General features: G+C 47.6%; 22 protein-coding genes, 1 tRNA gene and 1 riboswitch. Of the genes, 18 read left to right on the top strand and 5 right to left on the bottom strand.

The window, feature by feature from the left end; genetic code table 11:
- Nucleotides 1-40: 40 nt before the first annotated feature.
- The 14 genes from glyA to mscL all read left to right on the top strand — a co-directional run bounded on the left by glyA (nt 41) and on the right by mscL (nt 8,820).
- Nucleotides 41-1,276, top strand: a complete 1,236-nt coding sequence (glyA, locus tag WDN47_02240) for a serine hydroxymethyltransferase (GenBank protein MEJ0021383.1) — start codon at nt 41-43, stop codon at nt 1,274-1,276.
- The gene (locus WDN47_02235) at nt 1,273-2,043 is read left to right on the top strand and encodes an undecaprenyl-diphosphate phosphatase (protein ID MEJ0021382.1); all 771 of its coding nucleotides are present in this window, start codon (nt 1,273-1,275) and stop codon (nt 2,041-2,043) included. The genes glyA and WDN47_02235 overlap by 4 nt, the downstream gene beginning before the upstream one ends.
- Nucleotides 2,036-2,548 carry a phosphatase PAP2 family protein gene (locus WDN47_02230; protein ID MEJ0021381.1) on the top strand — a complete coding sequence of 171 codons (513 nt, stop codon included), beginning with the start codon at nt 2,036-2,038 and terminating at the stop codon, nt 2,546-2,548. The genes WDN47_02235 and WDN47_02230 overlap by 8 nt, the downstream gene beginning before the upstream one ends.
- Nucleotides 2,549-2,560: 12 nt before the next feature.
- Nucleotides 2,561-2,646: transfer RNA gene (locus WDN47_02225), tRNA-Leu, on the top strand.
- Nucleotides 2,647-2,868: 222 nt separating this feature from the next.
- Complete coding sequence (locus tag WDN47_02220; GenBank protein ID MEJ0021380.1) at nt 2,869-3,444, top strand: ABC transporter permease subunit; 576 nt, start codon at nt 2,869-2,871, stop codon at nt 3,442-3,444.
- 21 nt (nt 3,445-3,465) lie between these two features.
- The gene (locus WDN47_02215; protein ID MEJ0021379.1) at nt 3,466-4,203 is read left to right on the top strand and encodes an ABC transporter ATP-binding protein; all 738 of its coding nucleotides are present in this window, start codon (nt 3,466-3,468) and stop codon (nt 4,201-4,203) included.
- A 14-nt stretch (nt 4,204-4,217) separates the two neighbouring features.
- Nucleotides 4,218-5,069, top strand: a complete 852-nt coding sequence (locus tag WDN47_02210; GenBank protein ID MEJ0021378.1) for a ParB/RepB/Spo0J family partition protein — start codon at nt 4,218-4,220, stop codon at nt 5,067-5,069.
- Between the two features lie 175 nt (nt 5,070-5,244).
- Nucleotides 5,245-5,433, top strand: a complete 189-nt coding sequence (locus WDN47_02205) for a hypothetical protein (protein MEJ0021377.1) — start codon at nt 5,245-5,247, stop codon at nt 5,431-5,433.
- A 266-nt stretch (nt 5,434-5,699) separates the two neighbouring features.
- Nucleotides 5,700-5,951, top strand: coding sequence for a hypothetical protein (locus WDN47_02200; GenBank protein ID MEJ0021376.1), 252 nt, complete (start codon nt 5,700-5,702; stop codon nt 5,949-5,951).
- A 13-nt stretch (nt 5,952-5,964) separates the two neighbouring features.
- Complete coding sequence (locus WDN47_02195) at nt 5,965-6,174, top strand: hypothetical protein (GenBank protein MEJ0021375.1); 210 nt, start codon at nt 5,965-5,967, stop codon at nt 6,172-6,174.
- Between the two features lie 373 nt (nt 6,175-6,547).
- Complete coding sequence (locus tag WDN47_02190) at nt 6,548-6,958, top strand: adenylyltransferase/cytidyltransferase family protein (protein MEJ0021374.1); 411 nt, start codon at nt 6,548-6,550, stop codon at nt 6,956-6,958.
- A complete protein-coding gene (locus WDN47_02185; protein ID MEJ0021373.1) occupies nt 6,955-7,314 on the top strand; it encodes a riboflavin kinase in 360 nt (119 codons plus the stop codon). Before WDN47_02190 ends, WDN47_02185 begins: the two co-directional genes overlap by 4 nt.
- Nucleotides 7,313-7,449, top strand: a riboswitch (FMN riboswitch). Its footprint overlaps the gene before it by 2 nt.
- Nucleotides 7,434-8,423, top strand: a complete 990-nt coding sequence (locus WDN47_02180) for a DMT family transporter (GenBank protein MEJ0021372.1) — start codon at nt 7,434-7,436, stop codon at nt 8,421-8,423. (Overlaps the previous riboswitch by 16 nt.)
- Nucleotides 8,424-8,433: 10 nt before the next feature.
- Entirely contained in the window at nt 8,434-8,820 is a 387-nt protein-coding gene (mscL, locus tag WDN47_02175; protein MEJ0021371.1) for a large conductance mechanosensitive channel protein MscL, read from the top strand.
- A 33-nt stretch (nt 8,821-8,853) separates the two neighbouring features.
- On the opposite strand, the gene rpmB is transcribed toward mscL, so the two are convergent.
- Nucleotides 8,854-9,045: a 50S ribosomal protein L28 gene (gene rpmB, locus WDN47_02170; GenBank protein ID MEJ0021370.1), complete on the bottom strand. Its 192-nt coding sequence runs from the start codon at nt 9,043-9,045 to the stop codon at nt 8,854-8,856.
- A gap of 91 nt (nt 9,046-9,136) precedes the next feature.
- Between rpmB and WDN47_02165 the strand changes: the two genes are divergently transcribed.
- A complete protein-coding gene (locus WDN47_02165) occupies nt 9,137-9,790 on the top strand; it encodes a site-2 protease family protein (protein MEJ0021369.1) in 654 nt (217 codons plus the stop codon).
- 41 nt (nt 9,791-9,831) lie between these two features.
- Here WDN47_02165 and WDN47_02160 read toward each other — a convergent pair whose 3' ends face one another.
- The 4 genes from WDN47_02160 to WDN47_02145 form a co-directional block, all read right to left on the bottom strand.
- Entirely contained in the window at nt 9,832-10,383 is a 552-nt protein-coding gene (locus tag WDN47_02160; protein MEJ0021368.1) for a hypothetical protein, read from the bottom strand.
- 128 nt (nt 10,384-10,511) lie between these two features.
- Nucleotides 10,512-10,997 carry a hypothetical protein gene (locus WDN47_02155; protein ID MEJ0021367.1) on the bottom strand — a complete coding sequence of 162 codons (486 nt, stop codon included), beginning with the start codon at nt 10,995-10,997 and terminating at the stop codon, nt 10,512-10,514.
- Between the two features lie 244 nt (nt 10,998-11,241).
- On the bottom strand, nt 11,242-11,556 hold the full coding sequence (locus WDN47_02150) for a hypothetical protein (protein ID MEJ0021366.1): 315 nt from the start codon (nt 11,554-11,556) through the stop codon (nt 11,242-11,244).
- Nucleotides 11,557-11,563: 7 nt separating this feature from the next.
- Nucleotides 11,564-11,734 (bottom strand): hypothetical protein, encoded by a 171-nt coding sequence (locus WDN47_02145; GenBank protein ID MEJ0021365.1) that lies wholly within the window; start codon nt 11,732-11,734, stop codon nt 11,564-11,566.
- Nucleotides 11,735-12,083: 349 nt separating this feature from the next.
- Between WDN47_02145 and rpsL the strand changes: the two genes are divergently transcribed.
- From rpsL to fusA, 3 genes are read left to right on the top strand one after another with little or no spacing between them, the layout of a single operon-like run.
- Nucleotides 12,084-12,500 (top strand): 30S ribosomal protein S12, encoded by a 417-nt coding sequence (rpsL, locus tag WDN47_02140; GenBank protein ID MEJ0021364.1) that lies wholly within the window; start codon nt 12,084-12,086, stop codon nt 12,498-12,500.
- Between the two features lies 1 nt (nt 12,501).
- Complete coding sequence (gene rpsG / locus WDN47_02135) at nt 12,502-12,987, top strand: 30S ribosomal protein S7 (GenBank protein ID MEJ0021363.1); 486 nt, start codon at nt 12,502-12,504, stop codon at nt 12,985-12,987.
- 4 nt (nt 12,988-12,991) lie between these two features.
- Nucleotides 12,992-15,124, top strand: coding sequence for an elongation factor G (fusA, locus tag WDN47_02130; protein ID MEJ0021362.1), 2,133 nt, complete (start codon nt 12,992-12,994; stop codon nt 15,122-15,124).
- The last annotated feature ends 145 nt before the right edge of the window (nt 15,125-15,269 follow it).

Below are 15,269 nucleotides of genomic sequence, written 5' to 3'. Positions count from 1 at the left end.
CTCATCTTTTTGAAGGTGTAATCAGAATTAATTTAAACTTATGTCACTAAAGCAAAAAGATCAGCAAATTTACGATCTGATCCAAAAAGAGCGCCGCAGGCAGGCTGAAGTTTTAGAATTGATCGCGTCTGAAAATTATGTGTCCGATGAAGTTTTGGAAGCCTTAGGTTCGGTGCTGACTAATAAATATGCCGAGGGCTACCCGCGCAAGCGATACTATGCTGGCAATGAAATAATCGACCAGGTGGAAGAACTGGCAATAGAGCGCGTGCGCGAGGGTTTTGATCTGCCGCTGGATTGGCACGTGAATGTCCAGCCGTATTCCGGAAGTCCCGCGAACTTGGAAGTTTATGCCGCTCTTTTGGAGCCAGCAGATACGGTCATGGCCATGGATCTGGCGCACGGCGGGCATCTGACCCACGGGTCCAAAGTCAATGCCTCGGGTAAAACATACAAATTCGTCCATTACGGCGTATCAGCCAAAACCGGATTGCTGGATTACATGGAGATCCTGAAAATGGCCGATCGCGTCAATCCCAAACTGATAGTGTCCGGGTTTACGGCGTACCCGCGCGAAATTGATTTCCGGAAACTCAAAGAGATCGGCGACAAGGTGAAGGCGATCACCATGGCTGACATCTCCCACATCGGCGGCCTGGTAGCCGCAGGCGTGCATCCATCTCCAATCCCGTTTTTTGACGTGGTCACGACCACCACTCACAAAACCTTGCGGGGTCCCAGAGGCGCGATCATCATGTGCAAAGATAAATTTGCCACGGCCATTGATAAAGCCGTGTTTCCGGGCATGCAGGGCGGTCCTCACGAGAATGCGATTGCCGCAATTGCAGTGGCCATGAAAGAGGTCAAAACCGCGTCTTTCAAAAAATACGCTGAACAGATAGTGAAAAATTGCAAAGCCCTGGCCCACGCACTTTCGGATTTCGGGTTCAAACTGGTGTCCGACGGCACGGATAATCATCTGATGCTGATCGATCTGACCAATAAGAATATCGGAGGCAAAGATGCGCAAAAACTCCTGGAGTCAGCCGGAATTATCCTGAATATGAATATGGTGCCGAATGACCCTCGTTCGCCGTTTGACCCGTCCGGCATCAGGCTCGGCACTGCGGCCGTGACCAGCCGCGGCATGAAGGAAAAAGAAATGAGCAAGATCGCGTCGTGGATCACGGCTGTCATCACCGAACATTCAGTCACGGAAAAAGTCCGCATGGAAATCAAGCGGTTCACCAAAAACTTCCCAGCCCCTGGCTTATGAGTTTTATCCACGCCATAATTTTAGGCATTGTTGAAGGACTGACAGAATTCCTGCCGATCTCGTCCACAGGGCATCAGATCTTGGTTTCCAGTCTTTTGCACATCGGTCAAACCGACTTTGTGAAGAGTTTTGAAATTATTATTCAGGTCGGCGCAATTTTGGCTGTCGTCGTTCTGTATTCGACAGATCTTTGGAAATGGGAAATTATCAAGCGTTTGGCAGTGGCATTTGTGCCAACCGGAGTGATAGGGCTTGTGCTGTACAAGATCGTAAAGAACTATCTTCTGGGCAATAATTCCATAGTTTTGTGGAGCATGTTTTTGGGCGGGATCACCCTGATCCTGTTCGAGCGTTGGTATGAAAAATCGCAAAAAGAAAAATTGGAACAGTCTCTGGTTGAAATTACCTATCAGCAGGCTTTCATAATCGGCTTGTTCCAGTCGATCGCGATAATTCCCGGCGTGTCCCGTTCGGCCGCGACGATAGTTGGCGGTTTGCTTTTGGGTATTAAGCGAAGAACGATCGTTGAGTTTTCTTTTTTGCTGGCTGTACCGACCATGATCGCCGCTTCCGGTTTGGATCTGCTGCACAGTTATAAGACCTTGGAATCGGGAAGCCTTTCGATTCTGCTGACCGGGTTTGTGGTAGCTTTCCTCGTGGCAATGGCCGCAGTCAAGTATTTTATAAAATATGTGCAAAAACACACGTTTACCCCGTTTGGCACGTATCGGATCTTAGTCGCAATTATTTTTTGGCTATTTGTATAATCTAGACTACAAAATTTTCTTTTCTATCAACGGTTTGGCCGGTAAAAACCAGGTCTTGGATATTGTCGGGATTTTTCTCGGTGTTTGGCTGATCTATTTTCTTGCAGGGTGGGTATTGATCTTGCTTTTCTACAAACGGTACTTTTGGAATTCGATTCTCGCGATCATTAGTTCTTTGGTAGCCAGACTTCTGATCGTTGAGGTCATAAAAAGGCTGGTCAACCGGCCGAGGCCTTATGAAATTTTTCCGGTCCATCAAATAGTATCGGATACCGAAAAAGGGCTGTCATTTTCTTCCGGCCATGCCGTGATCTTGTTTTGTATTGCCTTCAGTTTTTATGGCACTAAGCTGTTTTATCCGTTACTGGTTTTGGCCACAGTGGCTTCGGTGGCACGAATTTTTATCGGAGTGCATTATCCGTCAGATGTTCTGGCCAGCATGGTCATCGCCTTGGCGACCGTGCTGTTTTTCCGCCGTCTTCTCAAAAAAAGGTTTTTAAGCTAAAATATAATGCATGCCGGAGTGGCGGAATGGCAGACGCACGCGACTCAAAATCGCGCGGGAGTAATCCCATGAGAGTTCGACTCTCTCCTTCGGCACCAGATTATATTAAGCGCATAAGCGCTTTTTTGTTTTTTATGGTATAATCAAAGCGCGAAGCAACACTTTGTATGAACCGAAATCCAAAACATAGAATCAAAATTTATCGTTCAGGAATTCATTTGGCTGCAACTTTTTTGATCATAGTCGCACCTTTCCTATTTCTGCTTTTTTTCGCAAAAGTCGAACAGCTCGATGTATTGAGCCTATTTAGTGACATGTTTATGTCTATCGGACGCCTGTTTGCGGCCTACGTGATCGCCGTTTTATTAGGCTGGTCTTTAGCCACACTTTTTTATCGCGGGATTTTGTCGCATGTGGTTTTGCCGCTTTTTGACATTCTGCAAAGTTTTCCCGAGTTTGCGATCTTGCCGTTTGCCGTCCACTATTTTGGTCAATCTAATTTTACAGTCATTTTTTTTCTGGTATTGACGATTATTTGGCCGGTTGTGTTTTCAGTTTTAAGCTCGCTTCGGTTGGTCAAGCACGAAGTGGAGGAAGCGGTTGAGATCTATCATCTGTCCGGCTGGAATTATTTCCGTAAATTTATTTTGCCGCTTAGTATTCCGGGCCTGGTCACCGGTTCGATCATCGGTTTGGGTGAAGGCTGGGGCGCGCTTGTGGCAACAGAAATTATAGTCAAACTGCCCGGCGGAGTGGGAGAGTTTTTTCAGATCCATTCTCTCGACACGACCATTACTTTGTTGGGAATTTTAGCATTATTGATTATTGTTTTCAGCATCAATAAGCTGGTCTGGATACCTCTTCTGGATGCCAGCCACAGACTCATGGAAGAATAAAAAATAGGATTAATTTAACAAATGTCAGCAGTAATTACCCTGAAAAATATCACTAAATATTTTGAAGAAGATAAAAAGCAGCTTTTGATCTTGGATAATATCAGTTTGGAGATCGAGGCGGGTGAATTTTTCGTGTTGGTAGGGCCGTCAGGGAGCGGCAAATCGACCATTCTGCGCATTGCCTCGGGTTTGGAAAAAGATTACAAAGGTGAGGTGATTTTGGGCAAGGATATTACGGATTTGGATATGAGTTTTGTTTTCCAGCAGTTTGCTCTTCTGCCGTGGCTGACTGTCCGTCAGAATATCGAACTAGGCTTGTTTTCAAAAAAATTGGATGAAAATTTGCGTAACAGCGTGGTCGCCAAGGAACTTAAACAATTCGGCCTTGAGAAATTTGCTCATGTTTATCCTAAAGATTTGTCCGGCGGGATGAAGCAAAGAGTCGGGATCGCCAGGGCCTGGGCCACAAATCCGAAAATTATTTTTATGGATGAACCGTTTTCTGAACTGGATTCTTTTACCGCCGAAGAACTGCGTCACGAACTTTTGAAGATCTGGACCGATCGGAAGACCACGATCGTGCTGGTCACGCACATCATTGCTGAGGCCTTGGAGCTGGCGGATCGCGTGGCAGTACTTACGCAAAGACCCGCAAAGCTTGAGCGGGTGGTAAAAAATAATCTGCCCAGGCCAAGGTCCTTGCGTTCGACTGACTTCTTCCATTTGGAAGACCATCTGTATCAGCTGATCCGGCCGTGAATTAAAATATTTTTATGGATGATATCGATTCAGGTGAAGTATTATACGTCCCGCCCCCAGAGAATCTGCCGGTTTTGAATTTGGCGGAAATTTCGATTGACCTGATCAAACCCAATCCCTGGCAGCCGAGGCGGACGTTCAATGAGCAGGCTCTGCAGGAGTTGGCCGATTCTATCCGCGAGCACGGTATTTTGCAGCCATTGGTCGTAGTTCCTTTGCCCGACGGTACGTACCAGCTGATCGTCGGTGAGCGAAGATTGCGCGCATCAAAGATCGCGGGCCTGACCAAAGTCCCGGTCATGATCCGTGATTTTATGGAGGAGCAGAAAAAGCTGGAGTTGGCATTGATCGAGAACATCCAGCGGCATAATCTGGATCCGATCGAAGAAGCGCTGGCCTATCAGCAGCTGATCGATGAATATAAGATCACCCAGGAAGAAGTGGCGAAAAGAGTCGGCAAAGGACGAACGACGGTCACGAACATGCTCAGGCTCCTGCATTTGCCTTTAAAAATTCAGAACTCATTGGCTGAAGGAAGCATTTCCGAAGGTCATGCACGGTCAATTTTGGCATTGCCGGGCATGGAAAAACAAATAGCCCTGCTCGAGCTGATCATCAAAGAAGAGATGACGGTCCGCCAGGTGGAAGAAAAAGTCCGAGAACTCCTGGAGCGGCCAAAAGCGATCAGAGCTACGAGAGGAACTTCCGATCCCGATGTGGCGGCGCTTGAATCTGAGCTTCGAGGAAAGCTGGGTACTAAAGTTAGAGTACAGAAGTCAGGAGAGTCGGGTAAGATCACCATTGAATTTTTTTCAAATGAAGAGTTGAACAGTTTTTTGGATAAGATCAATAAATTGGAACAATAATTTGACGATTTTTAGTTTGAAGATTATAATGTTTTTAATATGAGCAAAGCGCATGTAAACACCAATTCATTTTGGTTTTATTTCACCGGCTAGTCGGGCGTTTTTGCTTGTCAGATAACAGCAAACAAACCCGACGGAAAGTCGGTGTTTTTGTTGCACAAAATTGGAGGAAACGATGGCAAAGTGCATGAGTTTCGGCGGCATCAACCTAAAGGGCGGCGGCATGAGGTGTCCGAATTGCAAGACGAAGTACCCCAACAAAGAAGACTGGCAAAAAGCGAATTGCCCTGCCGGCAATAAACCCAAGGCGAATGCTTCCACCATCAATTGGCCTGAAAGCATCGAACCCTTGTGGGGTTCCTAAGATCGAGAAATTTTCTCGGTCTTTTTTTGACAAGTTATTTTATTTACTATATTCTATGCATAAATCTATGAACGGACATTTGTTCAGCAACCTTATTAAGCCCGTTAGCCAAAACCTTTTGGCCGCTCTTAATATTGTCTTGGTTGATGTCGGTTCATAGAATGTAAGTTGTAGGCAAAACTTAATTCTAGAATGAACCGACCAAGTGGTCGGATTTTTATTGAGGCGTAAATTTCAGAAAGTGAAGGGGGAATAAGATGCACGATATGCCGCATTGTCCGGTCATGGCCAGGTATACCCGGATCGAGGCCAATATCATCGGAATCCAGGCCCGCCTGAACAATCCGAGAGTGCCGGAGTTCCGTAAACAGGCGTTGACTCGCACTCTCGCAGCGCAGCGCGCCGCCGCGAACAGGATAGCCGCAGTGCTGCAGGGAGCACCCGGACAGGTCTTTCTTTCGGCTCAGCTGACCAGAAAACCGGATGAGCACCCGAAGGGCTATGGTCATGGCGTCTAGCGCGGAGAAGGACATGCGCGAACTAATCGGTCTCGGAAGGGACTATACAGGGTACAAACTTGCCGTATCAGAGAACGAGGCATTGATCCGGGCAGAGGAGAGAAGCGTGTATGCGACTTGCTTTCCGCCGGAACTTTGTATCTACACGGAACAAAGCTTCCGGTACGGACGCCGCAACGAACTAGTCAAAATCTTCCGGATCACAGCCCGCTCCGCAACATAAAGGACAGAGAGCCATGTCTGAGCAAACTCGCCGAACAGATGATCGTCCAGTACCCCAGCAGCGCCGCGCCGATGAGCAGGAGAAAGTTTGTCCGCCTATCCGCACAATCGCGGAAATTCGTGCCACCATATAGCCTGAAGAGCAATCTTCGGGCTTCTTTTTTATATTTGTCTATTATAGAAAAAATCCCAACAGACGTTGAGATTTTTTCTTGGTCGGGGTGCCGGGAATTGGACCCGGTCTACACCCACCCCATGGGCGCGTACTACCGGTATACTACACCCCGATAATTTTTTAGCTAGTCTATTATAGTCTTTATGTTAGATATAATCAAAGTCTTCTTTTTTTTCCCAAAATTCGCTATGATTTGGTCATGAAGAAAGTCATGGTATTCGGAGTTTTTGATCTGCTGCATCCGGGGCATATTAGTTTTATTAAGCAGGCAAAAAAATTGGGGACGTTTTTGATAGTTTCCGTTGCCAGAGATTTGAATGTGAAAAGAATCAAAGAGAAGTCCCCTGTTTTTGACGAAAAAAAACGCGCTCAGCATGTCAAACAACTGAAGCTTGCAAACAGAGTCGTTTTGGGCGGCACCAAAGACCCGTGGCCGCACATCAAAAAAGAAAAACCTGACTTAATTGCGCTTGGTTATGACCAAGGGTCTTTTGTTGGAAATCTGCCCAAAGAATTGCAGAAGCGAGGGTTGAAGACCAAAGTAATAAGACTCAAACCCTTTCGACCCGAGGTATTTAAGAGCTCAATAATCAGAAAAAAGAGCAGATGAAGTTTTCGGGAATTGTAAAAAAAGGAGCAGGGCGCGGAAAAGATCTGGGATTTGCAACGGCAAATCTTGACGTTCCGAAAGATCTGCCAGACGGACTTTATATCGGGCTGGCAAACAGCAAACCGGCTTTGGTTTTTATTGGTGCGGCTCAAACCTTTGGCGAGACTGACCGAAAAGCGGAAATTTATATTTTAGATTTTTCAGATGACCTTTATAACCAAAAAATTGAGGTAGAGACAATAAAAAAACTGCGTGAGAATCAAAAATTTGAATCCGAACAAGCGCTGATCGAACAAATGAAGCAGGATGAGCAGCTTGCAAGAGAGTTTTTCAAAAGTTATAATTCAAGCAATTAATATCCTTCAGGGCGGGGTGTAAGTCCCCACCGGCGGTAAACCCCGCGACCCCAGCCCCAGTTTGAAGAACTGGAACTGGGCTGATCTGGTGCAATTCCAGAGGCGACGGTAAAGTCCGGATGAAAGAAGGCAGGTTTTTTGCGTTTGCCCTGAAAGAACAGGGTTTTATTTTTATGAAAAACGACAAATTTGGGCCTTGGTTCGTGACCTTTGCGGCGATTTTGTGGGCAGTGGACGCGCCGTTCCGCAAATATTTAACGACTCAGCTGTCATCGACCACGATCGTTTTGATGGAACACATCATGATCGCAGTTCTGGCAATAGCGATCTTATTGCCTCGCTTGCATGAATTAAAAAATCTGACATGGCGCGAATGGCTGTCAGTTATTTTCATCGGTTTTGGCGGTTCCGCCCTGGCCACAGTTTTGTTTACGCAAAGCTTCCACTATTTGAACCCTACTGTCGCGATTTTATTGCAAAAACTCCAGCCCTTGATCGCGATCGGTCTGGCCGCCTGGATCTTGAAAGAAAATTTGTCCAAGAATTTTTGGCTTTGGGCCGTTGTGGCGATTTTTGGCGCCTACATTATTTCATTTCCTGACCTGCGGCCGACGGGTTTTACCTGGAACTCCAATACCTTAGGAGTGCTGCTGGCTTTGGGAGCCGCGTTTTTCTGGGGCGGGTCAACCGTGTTCGGGAGGTTTGTGCTGAATAAAGTCAGTTTTCAAGTTATGACCGGGCTTCGGTTTCTCTCAGCCTTGGTTTTTCTTTTCTTTCTTGAAATTTATTATCATGCTTTGCCGGAGCTGGCCTTGACCACAAAAAAAGATTGGGGATTCGTGTTTATCACCGCCATTGTCGCAGGGTTTATTTCGCTTATGATCTATTATTACGGCCTGCGCTCAACCAAAGCCTCAGTAGCGACGCTTTGCGAGCTGGCTTTTCCGTTCGCGGCCGTGATCGTGAACTGGAAATTCCTTGGTGCTACTTTATCTGGGATGCAAATTTATGGCGGGGCAATTTTGCTGTTTGCGATCACGAAACTGACAATTGTGAACGAAAATCTGCCGGATAAAAAAGCGGTTGAAGCCGAAGCCCGAACAGTGTAAGATAGGGTATATGTGGAAAGAATTTAAGGAATTCGCAATCAGAGGCAGCGCCTTAGAACTGGCGGTCGGCGTAGTGATCGGGGCGGCTTTTGGCCAAGTGGTCAACTCTTTGGTTACCGATATCATCAATCCGATCATAAGTATATTCACCGGGCATATTTATTTTGCCAATTTAAAATTGGTATTTTTTCACCATTCATTGGCTTTCGGATCTTTCCTGAATGCGCTTATAAATTTTTTCATTGTGGCATTTGCCGTATTTTTGGTGATCAAGCAGTTCAACCGTTTGAGCCGTGTACCTAAAGACGTCCCGAATACGAAAGAATGTCCGTTCTGTATCACGCCGATAGCACTGAAAGCCACACGCTGCCCGAACTGCACCTCGCAATTAAGCTAAACAAAAAATCCCCGGTCATTTGACGGGGATTTTTTATACGGCGACTGCCACCATTTTACGGTTGTGCGTCTTGATACATTTGGTACAAGCCTTGACCCTCTTGCCGTGATCCAAGGTCAACCGTTGGAGATTGGGATAGAGCCGGACCTTGGTCTTGCGCATGGAATGGGACCGCGTAAACGTGGCGAGATAGCCTTTGCCGCAAATTTCGCAAACTCTTGCCATAAAATGCTCCACTTGTTAAAGAAATAAATAATGCTTATGATGAATAAGCACTGGTTAAGGTTAGCATAATAAAAGGAATTTATCAAGTCATATGGACCCGATCTCGATCATCATATTTATTTTGATCTTGCTGTTCTCCGTGATCTTTCATGAAGTCGCGCATGGTTTGGTGGCGGAAAAACTGGGGGACCCGACTGCGCGTGAAGCAGGACGGCTGACCCTTAATCCCATACCGCACATAGATCCGTTCGGCTCAATTTTACTGCCTCTATTTTTGTTTTGGGCCACTCACGGTATGTTCGTGTTCGGTGCGGCCAAGCCGGTGCCGGTGGATTACAGGAATTTCAAAAATCTTAAGCGTGATATGTTTTTGGTCGCAATTGCGGGCGTAGCTACGAATTTTTTGCTGGCAATTTTGGCGGCCGCAGTTTTCAGGCTGGTGCCGAATATTTCCGCAATGGGGCAAGATCTGCTGATAGAAACCGTGAGCTTGAATTTAGTGCTTTGTTTTTTTAATCTCATCCCGGTTCCGCCTCTGGACGGTTCCAAAGTTTTAGCGAGCATTTTAGGTTATTTTAATGAAGCATGGATGTACGCTATTTTATCCTTGGAGCGGTTTGGCATTTGGCTGTTCGCGGTTTTGGCCATATTGCTGTATACAGGTGTTTTGCAAAGCATAGTTCTGCCGCCGCTGGTTTTTTTCCTGAAATTTTTGCTGGGTCCCAACGCGCCGCTGGGTTTTTAATAAAAAAGAGGCGAGCTAGCGCGCTGCGCAAACTCGCCGTGTTATAACTTCCGGCGCGGGTCCGGAGTTTGAACCCAGCCTTCCGGCGTTAGTTGTTCAAACCAGCGTTTGCGGGTTTGATAAAAATCGCCTGATGTAGCGAACGTATCGTGGCGTCTGATGATCGAATATTGCCTGAGAAAGTCATCAAGGAATATTTCGTTTATGACCGGTTTCGCCTCACCGATCAGGATACCTCGCTCGATGAGTTGCTCCATGACACGGATCTTGGGCCGAGACGCCATTTCTTCTTTCTGCTGGTCTGATTCTTTTCGCTGCCGAATGATTTCTTCTATGTCCAGGTAGTCCTGTTTTGTGGCCCACAGCTTTACCGCAGCAGGGTCATTCTCATCCTCAATGAAATAAATGACCTCAGACCGTATCGGCAGACGTTGCCTAGTTTCCGCCGAAGATTCAGTCAGTTCGGGTTGTTCCAGTCCTTGTATAAACTGACCTCTGCGGTTCTGCTGAACAAGCCATTTTTCTCCGCCATTGACTGCCAAAGCCGTTCCAAGGCTTGGCGCGACAAGCGTGATCGTACCAGCCTTGTACATTTCATCCTCCTGTTGTGAGGAGATAATTCTAGACTTATTGGAGCTATAAGTCAATGGCAAAAAGAAGAGGCGTCCGGGTCTTTTATGACCGGGCGCCTTTGTTTTTTATCTTCCAAATCGTTGCCGATTCAGTCATCATCGTGAAGCATTCGCGACAACATCCTGTCCGTGGCTCTGCGACCTTCTATTCGATCGATCCGATCGACAAAGTCGTCGCCGGTTTCGAAACGGTCTTCTGAGGTCACGGGCTCGCGCGGCCGACGGATGGCCTCTGTGCCGGTGTTGGTGACCGTGTTTCTGCTTCGCGCTTTGATCAACCGATCGAGGTCCTCGCCAAGGGCCCAGGGAGCGGCGGTCGGGCCTTTCTTGGTCCGGCCTTCGATAAAATAGATATCGTCATGCTGCTTGGCAAATCTGCTCGGCAGATTGCAGTGCCTGCCTGCGAAACAGAATTCGCCGTTAACGCATGTCCAAGCAGTACCTAAGTCGTGATGGAAGTGGAGATCAGGTTTGCCGATGCGTGTGATGAACCCGAAGTTCCTGCCTCCGGTGCTGGTGAAGAATTTCACTTTGCCATGCTCAATGCCGTCCGCAAGTTTCGGTTGCCCTGACATTTTCCCCCCTTGGTCAGTTGAAAATGGCTAGATGAGAACAATGCATTTTTTCTATCATTTTTTTTCGTTCCCGTCAATGCCGCAAATTTTCGAACAAAAAGAATAGGCGAGTTTGCATTAATGCAAACTCGCCTTTGTAGTTTTCGTTCATCCTCCTGTCAGCTACTCGTTATTGCGAGTTGCCATGTTGTATTGTCCGCAAGACTTCTCCCAGGCGATCTTGCCAATTTCTGCGAACGTTATACTATGATGTTGCCCCCTCTTGCCAGACAAGCTTGCCGACGTCGGTGAGGGTTATCCAGGATATGACCTCCGGGCGCCGATTGCCTGATGTCAGATAGAGAATCTGCTCTCCGATCCTGGGTCGCCTGTGATTTATCGGCTGCACTAGACCACGGCAGACGATGATGCCGTTTTCAAATCTCGGTTGGGCGATACTCTCGAAACTGAACTGCAGTTTGCAACCGTCAATCTCGGGTGTGATAATGCCTGTGTTTTTCAATCTGTCGAAGTTCGCTATGTTCCCAAGTTTGTAGTTCTCGATCCGTTTGGCAGCCATCATTCTCCTAACGCTTGAGATGGATACCGAGGCCGAGACTCAGTTGAGGCTCATCGTCGATCGGATCGGGCCTCAGTTTTTGCCGGCGCGATTTATCTAGAACTTTGAGAGCCTTGAATTGAGCGGCTTCAAAGATCTCTCGATTCGTCCAGACCTTTTTCTTACTTGGTTTCGCCACACTGTTCTCCTCTAAGCACACATCGCTGTGCACATCACAGGTTGACAGTATTGCCAACTTATTATTTTAGCATAAAATGTTTAGTTTGTCAATTGCCAGATTTTTTGCTTTATTTGTTGACACACCTTCAAAAACTTGTTAGGATTTGCCAGTAATTAAATTCGTTGTTTTGAGTTGCAACAACGGCTAATGAGCCGTTTTAATTTGCCGAATTTAACTAAATTAATATTACGAAAAAATTGAGTCGCAGACGCGAAGCGTCGAGAACAATTTTTTCGAGAGGAGCAATACGTCGACCGTAGCATATTTTGCAAAGCAAAATTGCGAAGGTTCGACCAATTGCGACGACATGCCTACAGTAAATCAACTTGTCCGGAAAGGACGAACCAAATCAGTTTATAAATCCAAAACCCCGGCCCTGGACCGCGGCTTTAACCTGCTCCAAGGGAGTCCTTATTCTTTGCCAAAGGGTTCGCCTTTTAAGCGCGGAGTTTGCATCAAAGTCACCACCACCACGCCGAAAAAGCCAAACTCGGCTTTGCGGAAGATCGCGCGCGTTAGATTATCAAACGGCATGGAAGTCACGGCCTATATCCCGGGTATCGGCCATAATTTGCAGGAGCACTCAGTGGTCATGATCCGCGGCGGCCGCGTGAAGGATTTACCAGGCGTTCGATATCACATTGTCCGCGGAAAACTGGATGCCTCCGGAGTGGAAGGCCGCAAGCAAGGCCGGTCAAAGTACGGAGCGAAGAGGACCGAATAGTATGCCTAGGAAAGCAAGAAGCTATAAAAAACATCCGGTCACGGCGGATAACAAATACAATAGCGTGAAGATCGCGAAGTTCATTAACTATGTCATGACCCGCGGCAAAAAGACCGTGGCTTCAAAAGTGGTTTACGGCGCGATGGATAAAATTGAAACTGATATGAAGGCGGATCCGAAAACTGTTTTTGAGCAGGCTATCCGCAACGTGTCGCCGATGGTTGAAGTCAAGGGCCGCCGCATCGGCGGAGCCAATTATCAGGTGCCGATGGAAGTGCAGGAGCCGCGCAAAACCACGCTCGGCATGAAATGGGTGATTGATGCGGCCCGCGCCAAAAAAGGAAAGCCCATGGCCGAAAAACTGGCCACGGAATTGATGGAAGCCTACAACAAGCAGGGCGCAGCCATCAAAAAGCGCGAAGACGTGCATAAGATGGCGGAAGCGAACAAAGCCTTCGCTCATTTTGCAAGATTCCAACGAAGGTAAATAAATGCCACGTGAGTATTCATTAGAACAGACACGCAATATCGGGATAATTGCCCACATTGACGCCGGTAAGACCACCACTACCGAGGCGATTTTGTTTTACACGGGAAAGATCCACAAGATAGGCGAAGTGCACGAAGGCAACACAGCCATGGACTGGATGGAACAGGAGCGCGAGCGCGGCATTACGATCACGGCTGCAGCCACTACGGCTTTTTGGTCTCCAAGTTTGCATAGTGGCGGCAAGGCCGAAGATACGCACCGCATAAATATCATTGATACTCCGGGCCACGTAGACTTTACGGTGGAAGTGGAGCGTTCTTTGCGTGTGCTGGACGGCGCGGTCGTGGTGTTTGACGGGAAAATGGGAGTGGAACCGCAATCCGAAACTGTGTGGCGCCAGGCAGATAAATATTCGGTGCCCCGCATGTGTTTTATAAACAAGATCAACCAAACCGGCGGAGATTTTTATAAATCCTTGGATGCGATCCATAAGCGGCTGTCCCCGAACGCATATCCTATCCAGCTGCCGATCGGTTTTGAAAAAGACATCGTCGGTATCGTGGATCTGGTAAAAATGAAGTCTTATACTTATACAGATTTTAAAGACAAAGGTTTTGTGGAAGGCGAAGTGCCTGCTGACATGCTGGCCAAGTGCAAAGAATATCGTTTGAAACTTATGGAAAAAGTTGTGGAGGCGGACGATGCCTTGATGGAAAAGTATCTGGCGGGAACCGAGATCAGCGATGAAGAATTAGTAAGAGCGATAAGGCTTAGCACTTTGACCGGAAAATTCTATCCGGTTCTGGGCGGTGATGGCCGCGGGTTGATAGTAACCAGTATTTTGGATGCCGTGGTGAATTATCTGCCGTCTCCTCTGGACAAGCCGCCGATCAAAGCCACGAATCTGAAGACCAAAGAAGAGATTTTATTGACCCCGAAAGATTCGGACAAGTTCGTAGCTTTGGCATTTAAAATAGCCACTGACCCGTTCGTGGGAAAATTGGCATTCTTCCGCGTTTACACCGGGACCCTGCAGACCGGCTCGTATATTCTCAATGCCCGGTCAGGCAACAAAGAACGCGTGGGCCGACTGGTCCGCCTGCATGCCGATTCGCGCGAAGAAGTGAAAGAAGTTTTTTCCGGCGACATCGCAGCCTTAGTGGGGCCGAAAGACACATTCACAGGCGATACACTTTGCGATGCCGATCATCCGATTTTACTGGAGCGCATCAAATTCCCTGAACCGGTCATTTCGGTGGCTATTGAACCTAAGACCAAGCAGGACCAGGAGAAAATGGGCCTGGCCATGCAGAAACTGGCCGAGGAAGACCCGACCTTCAGGATCCGCTCAGATGAAGAAACCAATCAGACCCTGATCTCCGGCATGGGCGAACTGCATCTGGAAATCATTGTGGACCGCATGAAGCGGGAATTTAAAGTTGAAGCCAATGTCGGCCGTCCCCAGGTCGCATACAAAGAAACTATCAAAGGAAAATCCGAAGCGGAAGGCAAATACATCCGACAGACCGGCGGCCGCGGCCAATACGGGCATGTTTACATCCGCATTGAGCCTCAGGATGACCCGACAAAAGGCAACGAGTTTGTTAACGAGGTCGTAGGCGGAACGATCCCCAAGGAATACATCAAGCCGGTGGAAAAAGGAATAGAAGAAGCGGAAGACCGCGGCGTCATCGCGGGTTTCCCGGTGCTGAATGTAAAAACCACTCTCTACGATGGAAGCTACCATGAAGTTGACTCATCCGAAATAGCTTTCAAGATCGCCGGCTCCATGGCTTTCCAGGATGCCGTGAAAAAAGCCCAGCCAATTCTTTTGGAACCTATTATGAAAGTGGAAGTGCTGACCCCGGAATCATCTTTGGGCGATGTCATCGGAGACCTCAACGCCAAGCGGGGCAAGATCCTGGAAATGACCGAGCGCGGCAACATCAAAGTCGTGGATGCGGAAGTGCCATTGGCCGAAATGTTCGGCTACGCCACGCAGATCAGGTCCATGTCGCAGGGCCAGGCTTCTTATACCATGGAATTTCTCAAATACGAAGAAGTGCCGAAGCACGTGTCAGAAAAGATCATCGGCGAAGCAGGAAAGATAAGAGTCGGGCAGGTAGGTAAGTAAACTTAAAATTTTAAAACCGCCGAAAGGCGGTTTTTTGTTCCAGATAATGCTCAGCAGCAAAGTCATGAGCAAAAAAAAGACCCAAATTCACTTTGGCGTGAGTTTGGGCGGGTGTCTGGGCGAGTTCAGAAAGGCTTGCACCAGT

This window comes from Candidatus Doudnabacteria bacterium (assembly GCA_037200925.1).
GTDB lineage: Bacteria > Patescibacteriota > Doudnabacteria > UBA920 > O2-02-FULL-48-8 > JBDTSL01.
This window is presented reverse-complemented; position numbering and strand designations above follow the sequence as displayed.

What these genes read in the sequence shown, in the direction of transcription:
- glyA (MEJ0021383.1), top strand. Translation starts at nt 41, where the DNA reads ATGTCACTAAAGCAAAAAGATCAGCAAATTTACGATCTGATCCAAAAA.
- WDN47_02235 (MEJ0021382.1), top strand. Translation starts at nt 1,273, where the DNA reads ATGAGTTTTATCCACGCCATAATTTTAGGCATTGTTGAAGGACTGACA.
- WDN47_02220 (MEJ0021380.1), top strand. Translation starts at nt 2,869, where the DNA reads ATGTCTATCGGACGCCTGTTTGCGGCCTACGTGATCGCCGTTTTATTA.
- WDN47_02215 (MEJ0021379.1), top strand. Translation starts at nt 3,466, where the DNA reads ATGTCAGCAGTAATTACCCTGAAAAATATCACTAAATATTTTGAAGAA.
- WDN47_02210 (MEJ0021378.1), top strand. Translation starts at nt 4,218, where the DNA reads ATGGATGATATCGATTCAGGTGAAGTATTATACGTCCCGCCCCCAGAG.
- WDN47_02205 (MEJ0021377.1), top strand. Translation starts at nt 5,245, where the DNA reads ATGGCAAAGTGCATGAGTTTCGGCGGCATCAACCTAAAGGGCGGCGGC.
- WDN47_02200 (MEJ0021376.1), top strand. Translation starts at nt 5,700, where the DNA reads ATGCCGCATTGTCCGGTCATGGCCAGGTATACCCGGATCGAGGCCAAT.
- WDN47_02195 (MEJ0021375.1), top strand. Translation starts at nt 5,965, where the DNA reads ATGCGCGAACTAATCGGTCTCGGAAGGGACTATACAGGGTACAAACTT.
- WDN47_02190 (MEJ0021374.1), top strand. Translation starts at nt 6,548, where the DNA reads ATGAAGAAAGTCATGGTATTCGGAGTTTTTGATCTGCTGCATCCGGGG.
- WDN47_02185 (MEJ0021373.1), top strand. Translation starts at nt 6,955, where the DNA reads ATGAAGTTTTCGGGAATTGTAAAAAAAGGAGCAGGGCGCGGAAAAGAT.
- WDN47_02180 (MEJ0021372.1), top strand. Translation starts at nt 7,434, where the DNA reads ATGAAAGAAGGCAGGTTTTTTGCGTTTGCCCTGAAAGAACAGGGTTTT.
- mscL (MEJ0021371.1), top strand. Translation starts at nt 8,434, where the DNA reads ATGTGGAAAGAATTTAAGGAATTCGCAATCAGAGGCAGCGCCTTAGAA.
- rpmB (MEJ0021370.1), bottom strand. Translation starts at nt 9,045, where the DNA reads ATGGCAAGAGTTTGCGAAATTTGCGGCAAAGGCTATCTCGCCACGTTT.
- WDN47_02165 (MEJ0021369.1), top strand. Translation starts at nt 9,137, where the DNA reads ATGGACCCGATCTCGATCATCATATTTATTTTGATCTTGCTGTTCTCC.
- WDN47_02160 (MEJ0021368.1), bottom strand. Translation starts at nt 10,383, where the DNA reads ATGTACAAGGCTGGTACGATCACGCTTGTCGCGCCAAGCCTTGGAACG.
- WDN47_02155 (MEJ0021367.1), bottom strand. Translation starts at nt 10,997, where the DNA reads ATGTCAGGGCAACCGAAACTTGCGGACGGCATTGAGCATGGCAAAGTG.
- WDN47_02150 (MEJ0021366.1), bottom strand. Translation starts at nt 11,556, where the DNA reads ATGGCTGCCAAACGGATCGAGAACTACAAACTTGGGAACATAGCGAAC.
- rpsL (MEJ0021364.1), top strand. Translation starts at nt 12,084, where the DNA reads ATGCCTACAGTAAATCAACTTGTCCGGAAAGGACGAACCAAATCAGTT.
- rpsG (MEJ0021363.1), top strand. Translation starts at nt 12,502, where the DNA reads ATGCCTAGGAAAGCAAGAAGCTATAAAAAACATCCGGTCACGGCGGAT.
- fusA (MEJ0021362.1), top strand. Translation starts at nt 12,992, where the DNA reads ATGCCACGTGAGTATTCATTAGAACAGACACGCAATATCGGGATAATT.